Source organism: Halopseudomonas sp. MFKK-1, from assembly GCF_027474385.1.
Taxonomy (GTDB): domain Bacteria; phylum Pseudomonadota; class Gammaproteobacteria; order Pseudomonadales; family Pseudomonadaceae; genus Halopseudomonas; species Halopseudomonas aestusnigri.
The window spans coordinates 708,893-723,443 of record NZ_CP114836.1 but is presented as its reverse complement, the minus strand read 5'-3'; the positions used below and the strand labels follow the sequence as shown (position 1 = coordinate 723,443).

Annotated in this window: 12 protein-coding genes; 8 read left to right on the top strand and 4 right to left on the bottom strand. The window is 62.7% G+C overall.

What is annotated here, in order from left to right; all coding sequences use genetic code 11:
- The first annotated feature begins 140 nt into the window (after positions 1–140).
- Entirely contained in the window at positions 141–917 is a 777-nt protein-coding gene (locus O5O48_RS03230) for an SDR family NAD(P)-dependent oxidoreductase (RefSeq protein WP_233048940.1), read from the top strand.
- On the opposite strand, the gene O5O48_RS03225 is transcribed toward O5O48_RS03230, so the two are convergent.
- Entirely contained in the window at positions 896–1,840 is a 945-nt protein-coding gene (locus O5O48_RS03225) for an alpha/beta hydrolase (RefSeq protein ID WP_269688136.1), read from the bottom strand. The genes O5O48_RS03230 and O5O48_RS03225 overlap by 22 nt on opposite strands.
- Positions 1,824–3,299, bottom strand: a complete 1,476-nt coding sequence (locus O5O48_RS03220) for a flavin-containing monooxygenase (RefSeq protein WP_269688135.1) — start codon at positions 3,297–3,299, stop codon at positions 1,824–1,826. The genes O5O48_RS03225 and O5O48_RS03220 overlap by 17 nt, the downstream gene beginning before the upstream one ends.
- Before the next feature lie 93 nt (positions 3,300–3,392).
- On the opposite strand from O5O48_RS03220, the gene O5O48_RS03215 reads away from it, so the two are divergent.
- From O5O48_RS03215 to O5O48_RS03205, 3 genes are all read left to right on the top strand, one after another.
- Positions 3,393–4,427, top strand: coding sequence for an AraC family transcriptional regulator (locus O5O48_RS03215; protein ID WP_269688134.1), 1,035 nt, complete (start codon positions 3,393–3,395; stop codon positions 4,425–4,427).
- 115 nt (positions 4,428–4,542) lie between these two features.
- On the top strand, positions 4,543–5,721 hold the full coding sequence (locus O5O48_RS03210; RefSeq protein WP_269688133.1) for an acyl-CoA dehydrogenase family protein: 1,179 nt from the start codon (positions 4,543–4,545) through the stop codon (positions 5,719–5,721).
- 12 nt (positions 5,722–5,733) lie between these two features.
- Positions 5,734–6,876 (top strand): acyl-CoA dehydrogenase family protein, encoded by a 1,143-nt coding sequence (locus O5O48_RS03205; RefSeq protein WP_269688132.1) that lies wholly within the window; start codon positions 5,734–5,736, stop codon positions 6,874–6,876.
- A gap of 59 nt (positions 6,877–6,935) precedes the next feature.
- Here the strand turns inward: O5O48_RS03205 and O5O48_RS03200 are convergent, their stop codons facing one another.
- Both O5O48_RS03200 and O5O48_RS03195 read right to left on the bottom strand, forming a co-directional pair.
- Positions 6,936–7,712, bottom strand: a complete 777-nt coding sequence (locus O5O48_RS03200; RefSeq protein ID WP_434006951.1) for an outer membrane protein OmpK — start codon at positions 7,710–7,712, stop codon at positions 6,936–6,938.
- A 157-nt stretch (positions 7,713–7,869) separates the two neighbouring features.
- Complete coding sequence (locus tag O5O48_RS03195; protein WP_269688131.1) at positions 7,870–10,395, bottom strand: bifunctional diguanylate cyclase/phosphodiesterase; 2,526 nt, start codon at positions 10,393–10,395, stop codon at positions 7,870–7,872.
- A 186-nt stretch (positions 10,396–10,581) separates the two neighbouring features.
- Between O5O48_RS03195 and O5O48_RS03190 the strand changes: the two genes are divergently transcribed.
- The 4 genes from O5O48_RS03190 (at position 10,582) to cydB (ending at position 14,536) form a co-directional block, all read left to right on the top strand.
- Positions 10,582–10,941 carry a CidA/LrgA family protein gene (locus tag O5O48_RS03190; RefSeq protein ID WP_088277139.1) on the top strand — a complete coding sequence of 120 codons (360 nt, stop codon included), beginning with the start codon at positions 10,582–10,584 and terminating at the stop codon, positions 10,939–10,941.
- Positions 10,942–10,952: 11 nt separating this feature from the next.
- On the top strand, positions 10,953–11,660 hold the full coding sequence (locus tag O5O48_RS03185; protein WP_228247644.1) for an LrgB family protein: 708 nt from the start codon (positions 10,953–10,955) through the stop codon (positions 11,658–11,660).
- A 180-nt stretch (positions 11,661–11,840) separates the two neighbouring features.
- Positions 11,841–13,397, top strand: coding sequence for a cytochrome ubiquinol oxidase subunit I (locus O5O48_RS03180; RefSeq protein WP_228247641.1), 1,557 nt, complete (start codon positions 11,841–11,843; stop codon positions 13,395–13,397).
- Entirely contained in the window at positions 13,397–14,536 is a 1,140-nt protein-coding gene (cydB, locus tag O5O48_RS03175) for a cytochrome d ubiquinol oxidase subunit II (RefSeq protein WP_172409678.1), read from the top strand. Before O5O48_RS03180 ends, cydB begins: the two co-directional genes overlap by 1 nt.
- The last annotated feature ends 15 nt before the right edge of the window (positions 14,537–14,551 follow it).

The following is a 14,551-nucleotide window of genomic DNA, read 5'->3' as shown; positions in this document are numbered from 1 at the left end:
AGCGCAGCGTTAAGAGTCGGTTCAACATGCTCATTTACTGTTCGTAAACTGCGCTGTTTCGCCGACTCTTGCCTTGCGCTGACTGCCTCGCCAACGCTTTCCACTGCGGCTAGTGATCTCATTATGAACAGGACATACCCATGCAAGGTGCAGTATTGATTACCGGCGCAACCTCCGGGTTTGGCGCCGCCAGCGCGCGCTGTCTGGCGCGCCAGGGCTGGCCGCTGATTCTCTGTGGTCGCCGTCTGGAGCGGCTGCAGGCGCTGGCCGATGAACTCAGCGAGCTGACCAGCGTTCTGCCGCTGCAGCTGGACGTACGCGATGCCATCGCCGTGCAGCGCGCCATCGATGAGCTGCCGGAGCCGTTCTCCGGGATTCAGGTGCTGGTCAACAACGCCGGGCTGGCGCTGGCGCCGGGCCCGGCGCAGGCGGTTGAGTTGAGCGACCTGCACACCATGATCGACACCAACATCACCGGACTGGTCAACGTCACCCACGCGGTGCTGCCTAAACTGATCGCCTGGGGTAGCGGTGCAACCATCATCAACATCGGCTCCACTGCCGCCGGCAATCCGTATCCGGGCAGTCATGTCTACGGTGCCAGCAAGGCGTTCGTGCAGCAGTTTTCCTACAACCTGCGCTGTGACCTGCAGGGCACCGGCGTGCGGGTGACTGATCTGGCGCCGGGTATTGCCGAGACCGAGTTCAGTCTGGTGCGCAACGCCGGGGACTCGGGTGCCGCGGACAAGGTCTATCAGGGCACGGTGCCGCTCACCGCCGACGATGTAGCCGCACAGGTGGGCTACATCGCCGCGCTGCCGGCGCACATGAACATCAACCGGCTGGAAGTGGTGCCGGTGCGTCAGGCCTGGGGGCCTTACGCGATTCACCGGGATCAGCTTACCGAGTCGGTCTGAGCGCTGTTCACAAAGTCCACCACCCGCTGCAGCGCCGCATCGGCGCTGTGCAGCAGCCCGGCGTGGGCCTGAAATACGTGCCACAGGTCTTCGTAGCGCTCCAGCCGTACGGCAACGTCGGCTGCGCGCGCGGCTTCGGCCAGCCGCAGGCTGTCGTTCAGCAGCACCTCGTCTTCACCGACCTGCAGCAGCAATGGCGGCAGGCCCTTGAGCTGGCCGAACAGCGGCGACACCATCGGGTCGGCGCGGTCCAGCCCGGCCGGGCAGTAGGCGTCGCGGGCGCTGTCTAGCCAGGACGGATGCAGCAGTGGATCGCCGGCCGCAGGCGCGTGCAGCTGTTCGGCGGTCATGTCGGTGACCGGTGAAAAGCACACCAGCGAGGCCGGCAGCGGCAGCTTGAGCTCGGCCAGTTTCTGCGCGGTCACCAGTACCAGGTTGCCGCCCGCCGAATCGCCGATCAGGGTGATCTGCGCGGGCGCATAGCCTCGCTGCAGCAGGGCCTGATAGGCGGCGACCGCATCGTCACAGGCCGCCGGTGCCGGGTGCGTCGGCGCCAGTCGGTAATCGAGTGCGCAGACATCGAACTGGCCACGGGCGGCCAGGGCCGAGCAGGTGCCGCGGTGGGTCTGCGGCGAGCCGATGACGAAGGCGCCGCCGTGCAGGTACAGCAGCACGCGGCCGTTGCCCCCAGCGGCCGGGCGGTGCCACATGCAGGGCCGTCCGGCGATCCGCTCTGCGCTGCGAGTCACGCCTTTGGCCAGCGGCATGCCGAGGGTCAGCAGGCGCAGCACCAGTGCCTGCACGGCAAAGGGCACGGGCGGGCGGATCAGACCGCGAAACAGCAGTTTCAGCATGCCGCGCAGCAGGGCGCGCAACCCGGGCTGCCCTGGGTTGCGATACAGCTCATCAACGTACCTGGACATAGTCACTCCATGTCGGTTTGCGGGTCATGTATCGATAGGTGAAGGTAAAGCCGGGCCAGTTGACGGTCTGCTTGCCGTCGGCGGTCAGGTACCAGCTCTGGCAGCCCCGGGCCCAGACCGTGCCGCGGGCATCTTCCTGCAGCTGCCGGTTGTAGCGCACCTGCACTTCGGGCTGCAGATCAAGGTAACGCAGACCACGATCGCGCACGGCCTTTACGCAGGCAACGACATAGCGGAACTGGCTTTCCAGCATGTAGATGATCGAGTTGTGGCCGAGGTTGGTGTTTGGCCCGTAGAGCACATACAGATTGGGGAAGCCGGAGACCGAGATGCCCTTGTAGGCTTCTGCGCCGTCGCGCCAGGCGTCGTTCAGGTCTTTGCCGTCCAGCCCGCTGATGCGGATCGGCGCGAGGAACTCGGTGGCGGCAAAGCCGGTGCCGTAGATCAGCACGTCGGCCGGATACAGGGTGCCGTCGTTGGTGACGACGCCTTCCGGGACAATTTTCTCGATGCCGTCACTGACGATGTTGACGTGCTTTTGATCCAGCGCCGGGTAGTAGTTGTTGCTGATCAGGATGCGCTTGCAGCCCATCGGGTAGTCCGGGGTCAGTGCGGCGCGCTTGGCGAGGTCGCTGACCTGACGGTCCAGATGACGCTTGGCGGCCCGTTCACTGCTTTTGACCAGTGCCGGGAAATGCACGAAAGCCAGCGCGCGGACTTCGTGGGTCAGGTACTGCCATGCACGATCCAGCTGATGAAGCAGCGGCAGGCGACTCAGCCAGCGTCGGCGCGAATCGCTGTACTCGGCATCATCCTTGGGTAGCACCCAGGCGGCGTTGCGCTGGTACAGGTCGAGCTGGGCAACCTCGGGCACGATCTGCGGCACGAACTGTATTGCCGAGGCGCCGGTACCGATCACCGCGACCCGCTTGTCCTTCAGATCAACGTCGTGCTGCCACTCGGCAGAATGAAAGGCCGGGCCGGCAAAGCTGCCGAGCCCGTCGATGTTCGGCATCAGCGGGCGGTTGAGCTGGCCGGTGGCGGCGATCAGGTTGCGTGCGACCAGGGTTTCTCCGCTGGCGGTAGTGACCTGCCAGCAGCCGCTGTCGGCGTCGAAGCGAGCGTCGCGGACTTCGCAATTGAGGCGAATGCGCTCGCGCAGGTGGTATTTGCCTGCGCAGTGGCGGATATAGGCGTGGATTTCGTCCTGGCGTGCGTACTTGTGCGGCCAGTCGGTACGCGGTTCAAACGAGTAGGAATACAGGTGTGAGGGCACATCGCAGCCCGAACCCGGATAGTGGTTGTCGCGCCAGGTGCCGCCGATGTCGGCGGCCTTTTCCAGCACCAGAAGCTGGCTGATGCCGGCGCGATCCAGCTGGATGGCCATACCGAGGCCGCCAAACCCGCTGCCAATGATGATGGCGTCGAGTGGTGCGGCAGGTGAGCGTGTTTTTGTCATTGTGTGCTTCCTCCTGTTGTCAGCATATTAGGTGTTGCCTGGCGGCGCGGGTATGGCATAGTCGGTCAAAAAATTGTGAGTTTCGGACACGCCATGACCGCCTCGACACCTCCCTGGCCACGCCTGCGCAATGTTGGCAGCGTGCAACTGATGACCCAGCTGGGCACGGAACTGGGCCTGACGGTGCCGCAATGCCTCGCCCAGACCGGACTGGATGTGATGGCGCTGGCCGACGGGCAAGCGCAGGTCGAGGCCGCGCAGGAGCTGCAGGTGGTCAGCAACCTGCTGGCCGGTTTGCCCGAACAGCCGCTGCTGGGGCTGCTGGCCGGGCGTCGCTACCAGCTCAGCCGTTACGGAATCTGGGGATATGCGTTGCTGTGCAGTGCCTCACTCGGCGAGGCGCTGGACATGGGGTTGCGCTACCTCGATCTGACCTTTGCCTTCTGTCGTATCCATGCCCGCAAGGATGCCTCTGGCCACTGGCTGGTGGTGGATGACAGCTGGGTTGAGCCGTCAGTACGCCGTTTTCTGCTGCTGCGCGACAGCTCCGCTATTGCGCGCATTCACCGTGAGCTGACCGGGCTGCGGCAGCCTTTCAAGTCGGTCCAACTGGCATTGCCTGCGCCGCCCGTTGAGCAGTTGGCGGCTTTCACCGAAGCCTATGGCTGTACGCCCCAGTTCAATGCCCAAGAGCACCTGCTGGAGTTGGACCCGGAACTACTGGCCCGGGCATTGCCCGGCGACAACCCCGCCATGCGTGAGGCTTGCGAGCTGCAATGCCATCAGTTGCTGCAACGCTACCGGGCGCGTGACGGGCTGGCGGGACGGGTGCGTGAGTTGCTGCTGGAGGGGGGCGCTGCGTTGCCGGACATGCCGACTGTTGCGGCCAGGCTGCATCTGACCGAGCGCACGCTGCGCCGTCGTCTGGGCGAAGAGCAGACCAGCTTCCGTCAGTTGCAGGAGGAAACCCGCGAAGCGCTGGCCGAGGAACTGCTGCGCATGCCGGGGCTGTCACTGGAGGCGGTGGCGGTGCGGCTTGGTTATGGCGAGGTGTCCAACTTTGTTCATGCATTTCGCCGCTGGAAGGGCATGACGCCGAGGCAGTACTGCCGCAGCGAGCGTGTTTGAGCATCATCCCCAATGATGGGTGACTATTCGGTCAGTCAACAGCCGCTTCCGCGAGGCGCCTGCCGGAGTATCTTTGCTGTCGGACCACTCACAACGACAACAAAGGAGAATGCCCGTGGCCGATCTGGACGTATTCCGCCAGCAAACCCGCGACTGGCTGGAAGAGAACTGCCCGCAGAGCATGCGCACGCCGCAGCGCTCGGATAACGATGCCTGCTGGGGTGGACGCAACTTCACCTTTGCCAGCGAAGACCAGAAACTCTGGCTCGAACGCATGGCCGCACGCGGCTGGACCGCACCCGACTGGCCAACCGAGTATGGTGGCGGTGGCCTCAGTCAGCAGGAGCACAAGGTGCTGCGTGAAGAGATGGCGCGCATCAATGCGCGCCCGCCGCTGTCGAGTTTCGGTGTCTGGATGATCGGCCCGGCGATTCTCAAGTTCGGCTCCGAAGAACTCAAGCGTCAGCATCTGCCGCCGATTGTCCGCGGTGAAATCCGCTGGTGTCAGGGCTACAGTGAGCCGGGTGCCGGCTCCGACCTGGCCGGCCTGCAGACCCGTGCCGAAGACCACGGCGACCACTTTATCGTCAATGGCCAGAAGATCTGGACCTCCTACGCCGACAAGGCCGACTGGATGTTCTGTCTGGTGCGTACCAACCCGGATGCCAAGAAGCAGCTGGGCATCAGTCTGGTGCTGTTCGACATGACCACCCCCGGTGTCAGCACTCGGCCGATCAAGCTGATTTCCGGCAGCTCACCTTTCTGTGAAACCTTCCTCGACAATGTGCGGGTGGAAAAAAGCCAGGTCGTGGGCGAGATCAACGCCGGCTGGACCATCGCCAAGTATCTGCTGACCCACGAGCGGGAAATGATTGGCGGCATGGGCCGCACCGCCGCAGGTCAGAAGACCCTGCCGCAGATTGCGGTGGATGCTGTTGGGCTGGAAGACGGCAAGCTGGCCGATGGCATGCTGCGTGGCGAGCTGGCGACATGGGATCTGGATGCGGCTGTCTTTGCGCTGACCGCCGAGCGGGTGCTGGATGAAGCCAAGGCCGGTCAGGGCGTGGGCGCGGCCTCGGCCATGCTCAAGTACTACGGCACCGAGCTGAACAAGCGTCGGCAGGAGCTGATGGTTGCCCTGCATGGCAGTGACGGTCTGCTCTGGGAAGGGGAGGCGTCTCGCGAGGGGGCCATCGCCCGTAACTGGCTGCGCTCGAAGGGCAACTCGATCGAGGGCGGCACCAGCGAGGTGCAGCTCAACGTCATCGCCCGCAACATTCTCGGCCTTCAGTGAGGGGACAGCATCATGGCAGCTTTGGTACTTAACGAAGAACAACAGATGCTCAAGGACGCGGCCAAGCGTTTTCTGAGCGAGAGCGCCCCGGTCAGCCAGCTGCGTGCGCTGCGCGACAGCCGCGACGAAACCGGCTTCTCCCGCGAGCTGTGGCAGAGCATGGTCGAGATGGGTTTTGTCGGCACCCTGATCCCCGAAGCCCTCGGCGGTGCCCAGTTTGGCTACGTCGGCATGGGTCAGGTCAGCGAGCAGGCTGGTCGCAACCTGAGTGCGTCACCCTTGATCTCGACCGCCATTGGCGGTGTGGCCGCGCTGCTGCTGGCCGGCTCCAGCGAACAGCAGCAGGCGCTGCTGCCGCAGGTCGCCGAAGGCAGTTTGCTGCTGGCGCTGGCGGTTGATGAAGCGCCGCGGCACGCGCCGAACCGGGTAGCAACCCGGTTGCAGGCGGCTGATGGCGGGTATCTGCTCAATGGCCGCAAGACCTTCGTGGTCGACGGCCATGTGGCCGACAAACTGATCGTCTCCGCCCGCAGCGCGGGCGCCGAAGCTGATCAGGCCGGTATCAGTCTGGTGCTGGTGGACCGCACTGCGCCGGGCGTGAGTGTCGAGCGCACCATCATGGCGGATAGCCGCAATGCGGCGATTGTCAGCTTTGACAACGTGAAGGTTGCCGCGGGTGATTTGCTGGGTGAAGCGGGCAATGCCTGGGCTGCGCTTGAGCTGACCCTGGACGTGGTTAACGCACAGCTGGCCGGCGAGCTGCTGGGCCTGTCGCTGGAGGTATTCGAGCGCACTGTCGCCTATCTGCAGGAGCGCAAGCAGTTTGGCGTAACCCTGAGCACTTTCCAGGCGCTGCAGCATCGTTGCGCGCATCTGTTCAGCGAGCTGGAGCTGGTCAAGTCGGCGGTGCTGAAGGCGCAGATGGCGCTGGATGCCGGTGACGCCGAGGCAGCGCAGTGGGTCAGTCTGGCCAAGGCCAAGGCCTGCGAAGTGGCCGAGCTGGCGACCAACGAAGCGGTGCAGATGCACGGCGGCATGGGCATGACCGACGAGTTTGATATCGGCCTGTTCATGAAGCGCGCGCGCAGTGTGCAGACGCTGTTTGGCGACTACCGCTATCACGCCAACCGCTTTGCGGCGCTGCGGGGGTATTGATCGGCGCGATTCTGGCGTAAAAAAACCGCAGCCTTGGCCGCGGTTTTTTTATGTCCTGATCAGAAGTGGAACTTGACGATCAGGTTGGTCGCGCTCTGGTGGGTGTCCAGTCCGAAGTTGCCGTTCTGGATGCCGTACTTGTGCTTCCAGTAGTCGTACTCGATACCGGTGTACAGCTGCTTGGCGGACCAGCCCAGCGACTTGCCCAGGTCGTACTTGACCTGCGGGTTGATGTGCAGGTTGGCGTGGTAGTTGTCGCCGTCGTTGTCGACCACCCAGTCGATGAAGCCGTCGATCAGGATGTCGGAGTTGCCCACCGGTACGGTGTAGGCCCAGACCGGCGTGATCTGCCATACGCCGCGGCCGCCTTCGTCGGTATCGGCATGACGGTAGTAGGTGTTCAGCTGGAAGTAGTCGAAGCCGGGGATGCTCAGGTCAACGGCCGGGCCGAGCAGGTAGTTTTTAACGTCGTTGCGGCCAAACTCGTAGGTGCCGGCCAGCAGTACGTCGGTGATCGGGCCGAAGGCGAAGCTCTGGCCGGTGATCTTGCTCAGCGACAGGCGCGGGGAGATTTCACCGTAGTAGCTGCTGTTCTGGTCTTCGCTGTTGGTACCACCGTTGTAGTGGATGGTGTCGAAGAAGGCGAACAGGTCACCCTTGGTCCAGCCGCTGGCGTGCTCGAAGGTCACGGTTTGCTGGGTGTCAGGATCAACCTGGAAGTCGGTGCCGTACAGATAGGTAATGCTGTTGTTCTGCCACAGCAGGGGATAGGCGTGTGCAAGGCTGCTGGCCAGCATCAGGGTGCTACCCAGTGCGGCGCGGGTCAGGCTGTTCATGGATGTTGCTCCATTTCGTATTGGCATTGTGGGTGTAACGCAGTGGCCCGGTAATGCACAGCTTGGTTGGGCCAGTAATCCGGCGCGCATGGTATAGCAAAACGCGTCCGGAAGCAGCGGTTCATGGGCATGTTGCTACATTTTGCCGCGCCGTCTGTCAGGGCGTCAGGACGGCCTGGCTCTGGTTGATCAGCAGTTTTTGCGCGTCGGCACAGGTCAAGGGGCGGCCCCACAGGTAGCCCTGGATGGCCTCGCACTCAAGCCGCTCCAGCAGTGACAGCTGTCGGGCTGTTTCTACCCCTTCGGCCAGGGTGCTGATGCCCAGGTTGTGGGCCATCTGGATGATGCTGCGTACCATGTCGGCGCTGCCCTGGTCGACATCGACGTCCTGCACGAAGCTGCGATCGATCTTCAGCGTATCGACCGGGAAGTGGCGCAGCTGGGCCAGCGAGGAGAAGCCGGTACCAAAGTCGTCGATTGCCAGCCTGACGCCCAGACGATGCAGGCTGGTCAACTGCTGGCGCGCCTGCATCGGGTCTTCCATGGCTGTTCCTTCGGTCAGCTCCAGCTCCAGACGTTCGGGCGGAACCTGATGGTGGTGCAGCAGGTCAGCCACCTGGGTGGCCAGATCGGTGCGGCGGAACTGCGCGGCCGACAGATTGATTGCCAGGGTAATAGAGGTGAAGCCCTGCGCGCGCCAGCGTGCCAGTTGAGCCACGCCCTGCTGCAGTACCCATTCGCCAATCTGGCCGATCTGACCGCTGCTTTCGGCGACCGGTATGAATTCGGCCGGAGAGACCTGCCCCAGTACCGGATGTTGCCAGCGCAGCAGCACCTCAAAACCGGTCAGCCGTTGGCCTACCAGTGCCCACTGCGGTTGATAATGCAGTGCCAGCTCGTGTCGATCGATTGCGGTACGCAGTGCATTCTCCAGCTCCATCAGGCGGGACATGCGCGCCTGCAGATCGGCCGTGTAGAACTGCACGTTGTTGCGACCGCGCTGCTTGGCCAGGTACATGGCGGCATCGGCGTGCTGGATAAGACAGTCCAGATCGTCGCTGTCGTTCGGGTACAGGGCAATGCCGATAGAGGCGCTGGTGGTAGTGACGTGATGGTCGAAATGCAGCGGTTGCGTCAGGCTTTCAAGCAATCGGGTGGCCATGTGCATCGCACCATCGGCGTCGATGTCGGGTAGCGCAATGATGAACTCGTCGCCGCCCTGGCGCGACAGGGTATCCTCGCTGCGCAGATGCGGACGCAGCCGTTCGGCGACGGCACACAGCAACTGATCGCCAGCGTTGTGTCCAAGGGTATCGTTGATATGTTTGAAGTGGTCAAGGTCAATCAGCAGCAACGCCACCGACTGCTGATGGCGCCTGGCAAGACCCAATGACAGCGTCACTCGCTGGCGGAACAGGGTGCGATTGGGCAGGCCGGTCAGTGTATCGAAATGGGCCAGATGGAGAATTCGCTCTTCCTGTTGCTTCAGCTGGCTGACGTCGCGCACCAGCAGGATATGCCCTGTCAGGTGGCGACCGATGCGCCGCGCCGATACCGACAACTGCAGCCAGATTGACAGGTTGCCCTGCTCGAACAGGAAGGGCTGGCTCTGGGCGTAGCCCTGCGCGCTGGCGCTGGCCATCGTCTGCCGACAATGTTCCAGCGTGTCGTCAGACAGCAGGTCTGCAACCGATTTGCCGATAACTCTGGCCGGGTCTACCTGCAACCGAGCGTCGGCCGAAGAGTGGCAGTTGACTACGCGCTCCTGTTCATCCAGCTCGAACAGCATGTCCGGAATGGCGTCGAAGGTGGCCTGCAGCTGGGCGCGGGAGCGGGCCAACTGATCGTAGGGCTGTTCGACCGCCTCAACGAAGATGCCCTGATACAGCTGCCAGTAGGCAATCACCTTGATCAGGTGCCCGAGCAGGTTGAACTGGTCGGTAACGCTGGCGTAGAGGGTGAAGCACAGCTCGCCCAGGGCCATCAGCAGCGATGCGCAGAACAGCGCGGCAATGTTGAATGGTTGTGGGCGGCGCATGCTGCGCCAGAAACACACAGCGGTGAGCAGGTGAACGGCAATCAGCAGGTACTCGCAGCCCACCTTGAACCGGGTCAGTCCCACACCCTCGATAAAGGTACGAGGCAGCAGTTCCTGATAGCCGAAAACGGTGATGTGAACCACGGCAACCGCGAACAGGCTGAGGCCGAGTATGGCCCAGCGTTCAAAGGGTCGGCCGGAGGCTTTCCATGGGCGCAGTGCAACCCACAGCAGGGTGCCGGCGGCCATGCCCCGGGCGGCCAGCCAGAAGGAGATCGCCTTTTCCGGGTCCGCCGGAGTAATGAAATCGGGCATGCCCTGGAATGACAGCATGTGGCTGAAATCGAGAATCGCCACGCCGGCAAAACCGCAGGCCAGGCTCAGCAGGGTATCGGCCCGCAGTCGCCGATAACTGGCCCAGCTGATGGCGAACACCATTGCAGCGACCACGATCGCCAGCGTCTCCAGCAGCATGTGCAGCGGCAGGTAGCCTGCCTGGCCGAGTAGTGCCGGGAGCGGCACAACAGCGAACAGCAGCATTGCCAGGCACAGGGTGCCCAGCAGCAGCGCCGAGCGACGAAGGCCCTGGCGGTGGCTGGCGTGACGGCTGGAAAACAGCCACAGGTGGCGCAGGGGTATCGGCATGGCCTCGGTACGACAACTGATCCGGGGGTTGGGAGATAAGTGACGCACTTTATCAGGCACTTGTCGATTATCCATTGATCCATGTCGGTATTTGCCCGAAAAGGGCGTTTTAGGCCGCACGGTACTAGGCACTGCGCAGCGGAGTGTTTACCCTTTCGGGGTGTCTGTCCTGCTGGATTCAAATCAATGCTCTTACGTGGAATGACCTGGCTGGTGTTCTTCCAGTTGCTGGGTACCGGGCTCAATGTCCTGCTGTTGCCATTTCTCCCTGGCCCCATCATCGGCATGCTGCTGATGGTGGTCTATCTGAGCCTGCGTGGCGGCGTGAGCGAGTCGATCAGCCTGGCGGCCAGCGGGCTGCTGACCTATCTGCCGCTGATTCTGGTGCCGCCGGCGGTGGGTATCATGGCCTACGGCTCAGAAATCCTGGCGGACGCTACCGCGATTCTGCTGACCCTGGGGGCGTCGCTGGCGCTGAGCCTGCCGTTCTGCGGCTGGCTGATGCAGAAGATGATCGAGCGACAGGATCGGAGGGCCGGCCAGTGACCGGGACGCTGATGCAGGCCTGGCAGGCGATTCTTGGCCATCCTCTGTTCTGGGTTGGAGTGACACTGGCCGCTTATCAATTCGGCCTCGCGCTCTATCAGCGCACCCGGCTGGCGCTGTTTCACCCGGTACTGGTCTCGACCCCGGTGCTGGTGCTGGCGATCTGGCTGGCCGGTGAGGATTACCCGCATTACCGTGACGCGGTGCAGCCGTTGCTGGTGCTGCTGGGGCCGGCAACCGTGGCGCTCGCCGTGCCGTTGTACATGAACCTCAAGCGTATTCGCAGCTACCTGGTGCCGGTGCTTACCTGCCTGCTGGTGGGTGGGACCTTTGCGACCGTTCTGGCCATCGTGCTGGCCTGGGCGCTGGGCGCCGAGGACATGATCATGATGACGCTGGCACCCAAGTCGGTGACCTCGCCGATCGCCATGCTGGTAGCTGAACAGATCGGCGGTGTTGCCGCGCTGGCAGCGGTATTCGTGATGTTTACCGGGGTACTGGGCGCGATTTTCGGCCCGATGCTGCTGCGCTGGTGCGGAGTCGATCATCCTGCAGCCTGGGGCATGGCGATGGGTCTCACCGCCCACGCGGTTGGCACCTCTCGGGCGCTGGAGGAAGGCGAGGAGGCCGGTGCCTTCGCTGCCCTGGCAATGAGTCTGATGGGCACGGCAACGGCCCTGTTGCTGCCGCTGGCGGTATCCATCTGGATGATGTGGTAGGCAAGTCGCCAGCCGGCGGCTGCATTCTGGACTAATCTGCGTTCTGTTTGCTGTGCGTCAATTCGCCCAATCGCCGCTGGAGCGATGATTGCGGCACACTGTGTCGGCAGGCTCGGAAAACCGGGCCTGCCTGCGGTGCAGAATTGACCTGACGATGACTTCTCCGAGCGGAGTACGCAGATGGATATTGTAGAGCTCTCCCGAATGCAGTTCGCCTTGACGGCGATGATTCACTTCCTGTTTGTCCCTCTGACGCTGGGTATGGCTTTTTTGCTGGCGATCATGGAGTCGGTCTATGTAATGACCGGCAAGACCATCTACCGTGACATGACCCAGTTCTGGGGCAAGCTGTTCGGTATCAACTTCGCCCTGGGGGTTACCACCGGCCTGGCAATGGAATTCCAGTTCGGCACCAACTGGTCCTATTACTCTCATTACGTCGGCGATATCTTCGGTGCGCCGCTGGCGATCGAAGCGCTGATGGCGTTCTTCCTTGAGTCGACCCTGTTCGGTCTGTTCTTCTTCGGCTGGGAGCGCATGAGCAAGGTCAAGCATTTGGCGGTGACCTGGCTGATGGCGCTGGGCACCAACCTGTCGGCGCTGTGGATTCTGGTTGCCAACGGCTGGATGCAGCACCCGGTGGGCTCGGAGTTCAACATCGAAACCATGCGCATGGAGCTGACCAATTTTGCCGAGGTGCTGCTCAACCCGGTGGCCCAGGTCAAGTTCGTTCACACTGTCTCGGCCGGCTATGTAACCGGTTCGATCTTCGTGCTGGCGATCTCCAGCTACTATCTGCTCAAGGGCCGCGATCTGGCCTTCGCCCGCCGCAGCTTCGCCATTGCCTCGGCCTTTGGCCTGGCCAGCGCGCTGTCGGTCATCGTGCTGGGTGACGAGTCCGGTTACGAAGTCGGTGAGGTGCAGCAGGTCAAGCTGGCAGCGGTGGAAGCCGAGTGGGAAACTCAGGTGCCGCCGGCGTCCTTTACCCTGTTCGGCATCCCCAACGAGGAAACGCAACGCACCGATTACGCGCTGAAGATTCCGGCGGTACTCGGCCTGATTGCGACCCGCTCGGTCAGCGAAGAGGTCAAGGGCCTGCAGCAGATCAAGGAAGAGAACCTGCAGCGCATTATCCGCGGGCAGGAAGCCTATGACCTGATGCAGCGTATCCGCGCGGGAGACAAGTCCTCTGCCACGGTCGATCGCTTCAACGAAGTGCGTGTTGATCTGGGCTTTGGTTTGCTGCTCAGTGGCTACACCGATGATGTGCTGAACGCGACGCCGGAAGAAATCGCCAACGCAGTCGAGGCGACCGTGCCGAAGGTCTGGCCGCTGTTCTGGAGTTTCCGGGTCATGGTTGCCTGCGGCTTCCTGATGCTGCTGCTGTTCGCCTGCGCCTTCTGGCATAGCGCACGCCGCACCGTCGACAAGCCCAAATGGCTGCTCAAGTTTGCCGTGTTCAGCCTGCCGCTGCCGTGGATCGCCAGTGAAATGGGCTGGTTCGTCGCCGAGTACGGCCGTCAGCCCTGGGCTATCGGTGAAATCCTGCCGACCCACCTGGCTGTCTCGCAGCTGAGCCCGGGCGATGTGCTGTTTACCCTGATTTCGATCGCCGTGCTCTACAGCATTTTCGTGATCATCGAGATCTGGCTGATGACCAAATACGCGCGCAAGGGGCCGTCGAGCCTGCACACCGGTCGCTATGACCTGGAAACTGCCGAAGCACAGGAGGCCTGATCATGGATTACGAAGCGTTACGGTTTATCTGGTGGGTGCTGATCGGAGTGCTGCTGATTGGCTTTGTGGTCACCGACGGGTTTGACATGGGTGTTGCCTCGCTGCTGAAGATCATTGGCAAGAGCAACGATGAACGCCGGGTGATGATCAACTCGATCGCGCCGCACTGGGATGGCAACCAGGTCTGGCTGGTGACCGCTGGCGGCGCGCTGTTTGCGGCCTGGCCGACGGTCTATGCGGCCTCCTTCAGCGGTTTCTATATCGCCATGATGCTGACCCTGTTTGCGTTGTTCCTGCGCCCGCTGGCATTTGAATACCGCTCGAAGATCGATAATGAGCTGTGGCGCAGCCGTTGGGACTGGGCGCTGACCGCCGGCTCGGCGATCCCTGCACTGATCTTCGGTGTGGCCTTTGGCAACCTGCTGCAGGGCGTGCCATTCCATTTCGACGACCTGCTGCGGCTGGAGTACACCGGCAGCTTCTGGGCGCTGCTCAACCCCTTTGCGCTGCTCGCCGGGGTGCTGAGTCTGCTGATGATCGTCAACCACGGTGCGACCTATCTGCAGCTCAAGACCGAGGGGCAGATCAAGGCGCGTGCCGAGGCGATCTCTTCGCTGCTGGCGCTGGTCTGTGCGGTGGTATTCGTCATGGCCGGGGTCTGGCTGTGGGTTGGCATTGATGGCTATATCGTCACCAGCGTGATCGACACCAACGGTGGCAACCGGACCGTCGAGAAGACCGTCGAGATCATGTCCGGTGCCTGGTTTATCAACTACGGCAAGGCGCCGCTGCTGTGGGCTGTTCCGGCGCTCGGGGTGATCTGCTTCGTGCTCTGCGCACTGTTCAGCAAGGCGCGGGCGCATGCGATGGCGTTTGTCAGCTCCGGGCTGGCGATGGCGATGGTGCTGATCACTACCGGCATCAGCATGTTCCCCTTCGTGATGCCGTCCTCGAGCATGCCCAACCACAGTCTGACCATGTGGGATGCCACCGCCAGTGAAACCACGCTGTTCATCATGTTCTGTGTGGCCTGTGTGTTTGTGCCGCTGATTCTCGGCTACACCGCCTGGGGCTACTTCGTGATGCGCGGCCGTTTGAACGAGCAGCACATCCGCGACAACACTCACAGCATGTATTAACGGAAGGAGAAGACT

Bases quoted from the DNA above. Each gene is read 5' to 3' on its own strand.
- O5O48_RS03230 (WP_233048940.1), top strand. From the start codon at position 141: ATGCAAGGTGCAGTATTGATTACCGGCGCAACCTCCGGGTTTGGCGCC.
- O5O48_RS03225 (WP_269688136.1), bottom strand. From the start codon at position 1,840: ATGTCCAGGTACGTTGATGAGCTGTATCGCAACCCAGGGCAGCCCGGG.
- O5O48_RS03220 (WP_269688135.1), bottom strand. From the start codon at position 3,299: ATGACAAAAACACGCTCACCTGCCGCACCACTCGACGCCATCATCATT.
- O5O48_RS03215 (WP_269688134.1), top strand. From the start codon at position 3,393: ATGACCGCCTCGACACCTCCCTGGCCACGCCTGCGCAATGTTGGCAGC.
- O5O48_RS03205 (WP_269688132.1), top strand. From the start codon at position 5,734: ATGGCAGCTTTGGTACTTAACGAAGAACAACAGATGCTCAAGGACGCG.
- O5O48_RS03200 (WP_434006951.1), bottom strand. From the start codon at position 7,712: ATGAACAGCCTGACCCGCGCCGCACTGGGTAGCACCCTGATGCTGGCC.
- O5O48_RS03195 (WP_269688131.1), bottom strand. From the start codon at position 10,395: ATGCCGATACCCCTGCGCCACCTGTGGCTGTTTTCCAGCCGTCACGCC.
- O5O48_RS03190 (WP_088277139.1), top strand. From the start codon at position 10,582: ATGCTCTTACGTGGAATGACCTGGCTGGTGTTCTTCCAGTTGCTGGGT.
- O5O48_RS03185 (WP_228247644.1), top strand. From the start codon at position 10,953: ATGCAGGCCTGGCAGGCGATTCTTGGCCATCCTCTGTTCTGGGTTGGA.
- O5O48_RS03180 (WP_228247641.1), top strand. From the start codon at position 11,841: ATGGATATTGTAGAGCTCTCCCGAATGCAGTTCGCCTTGACGGCGATG.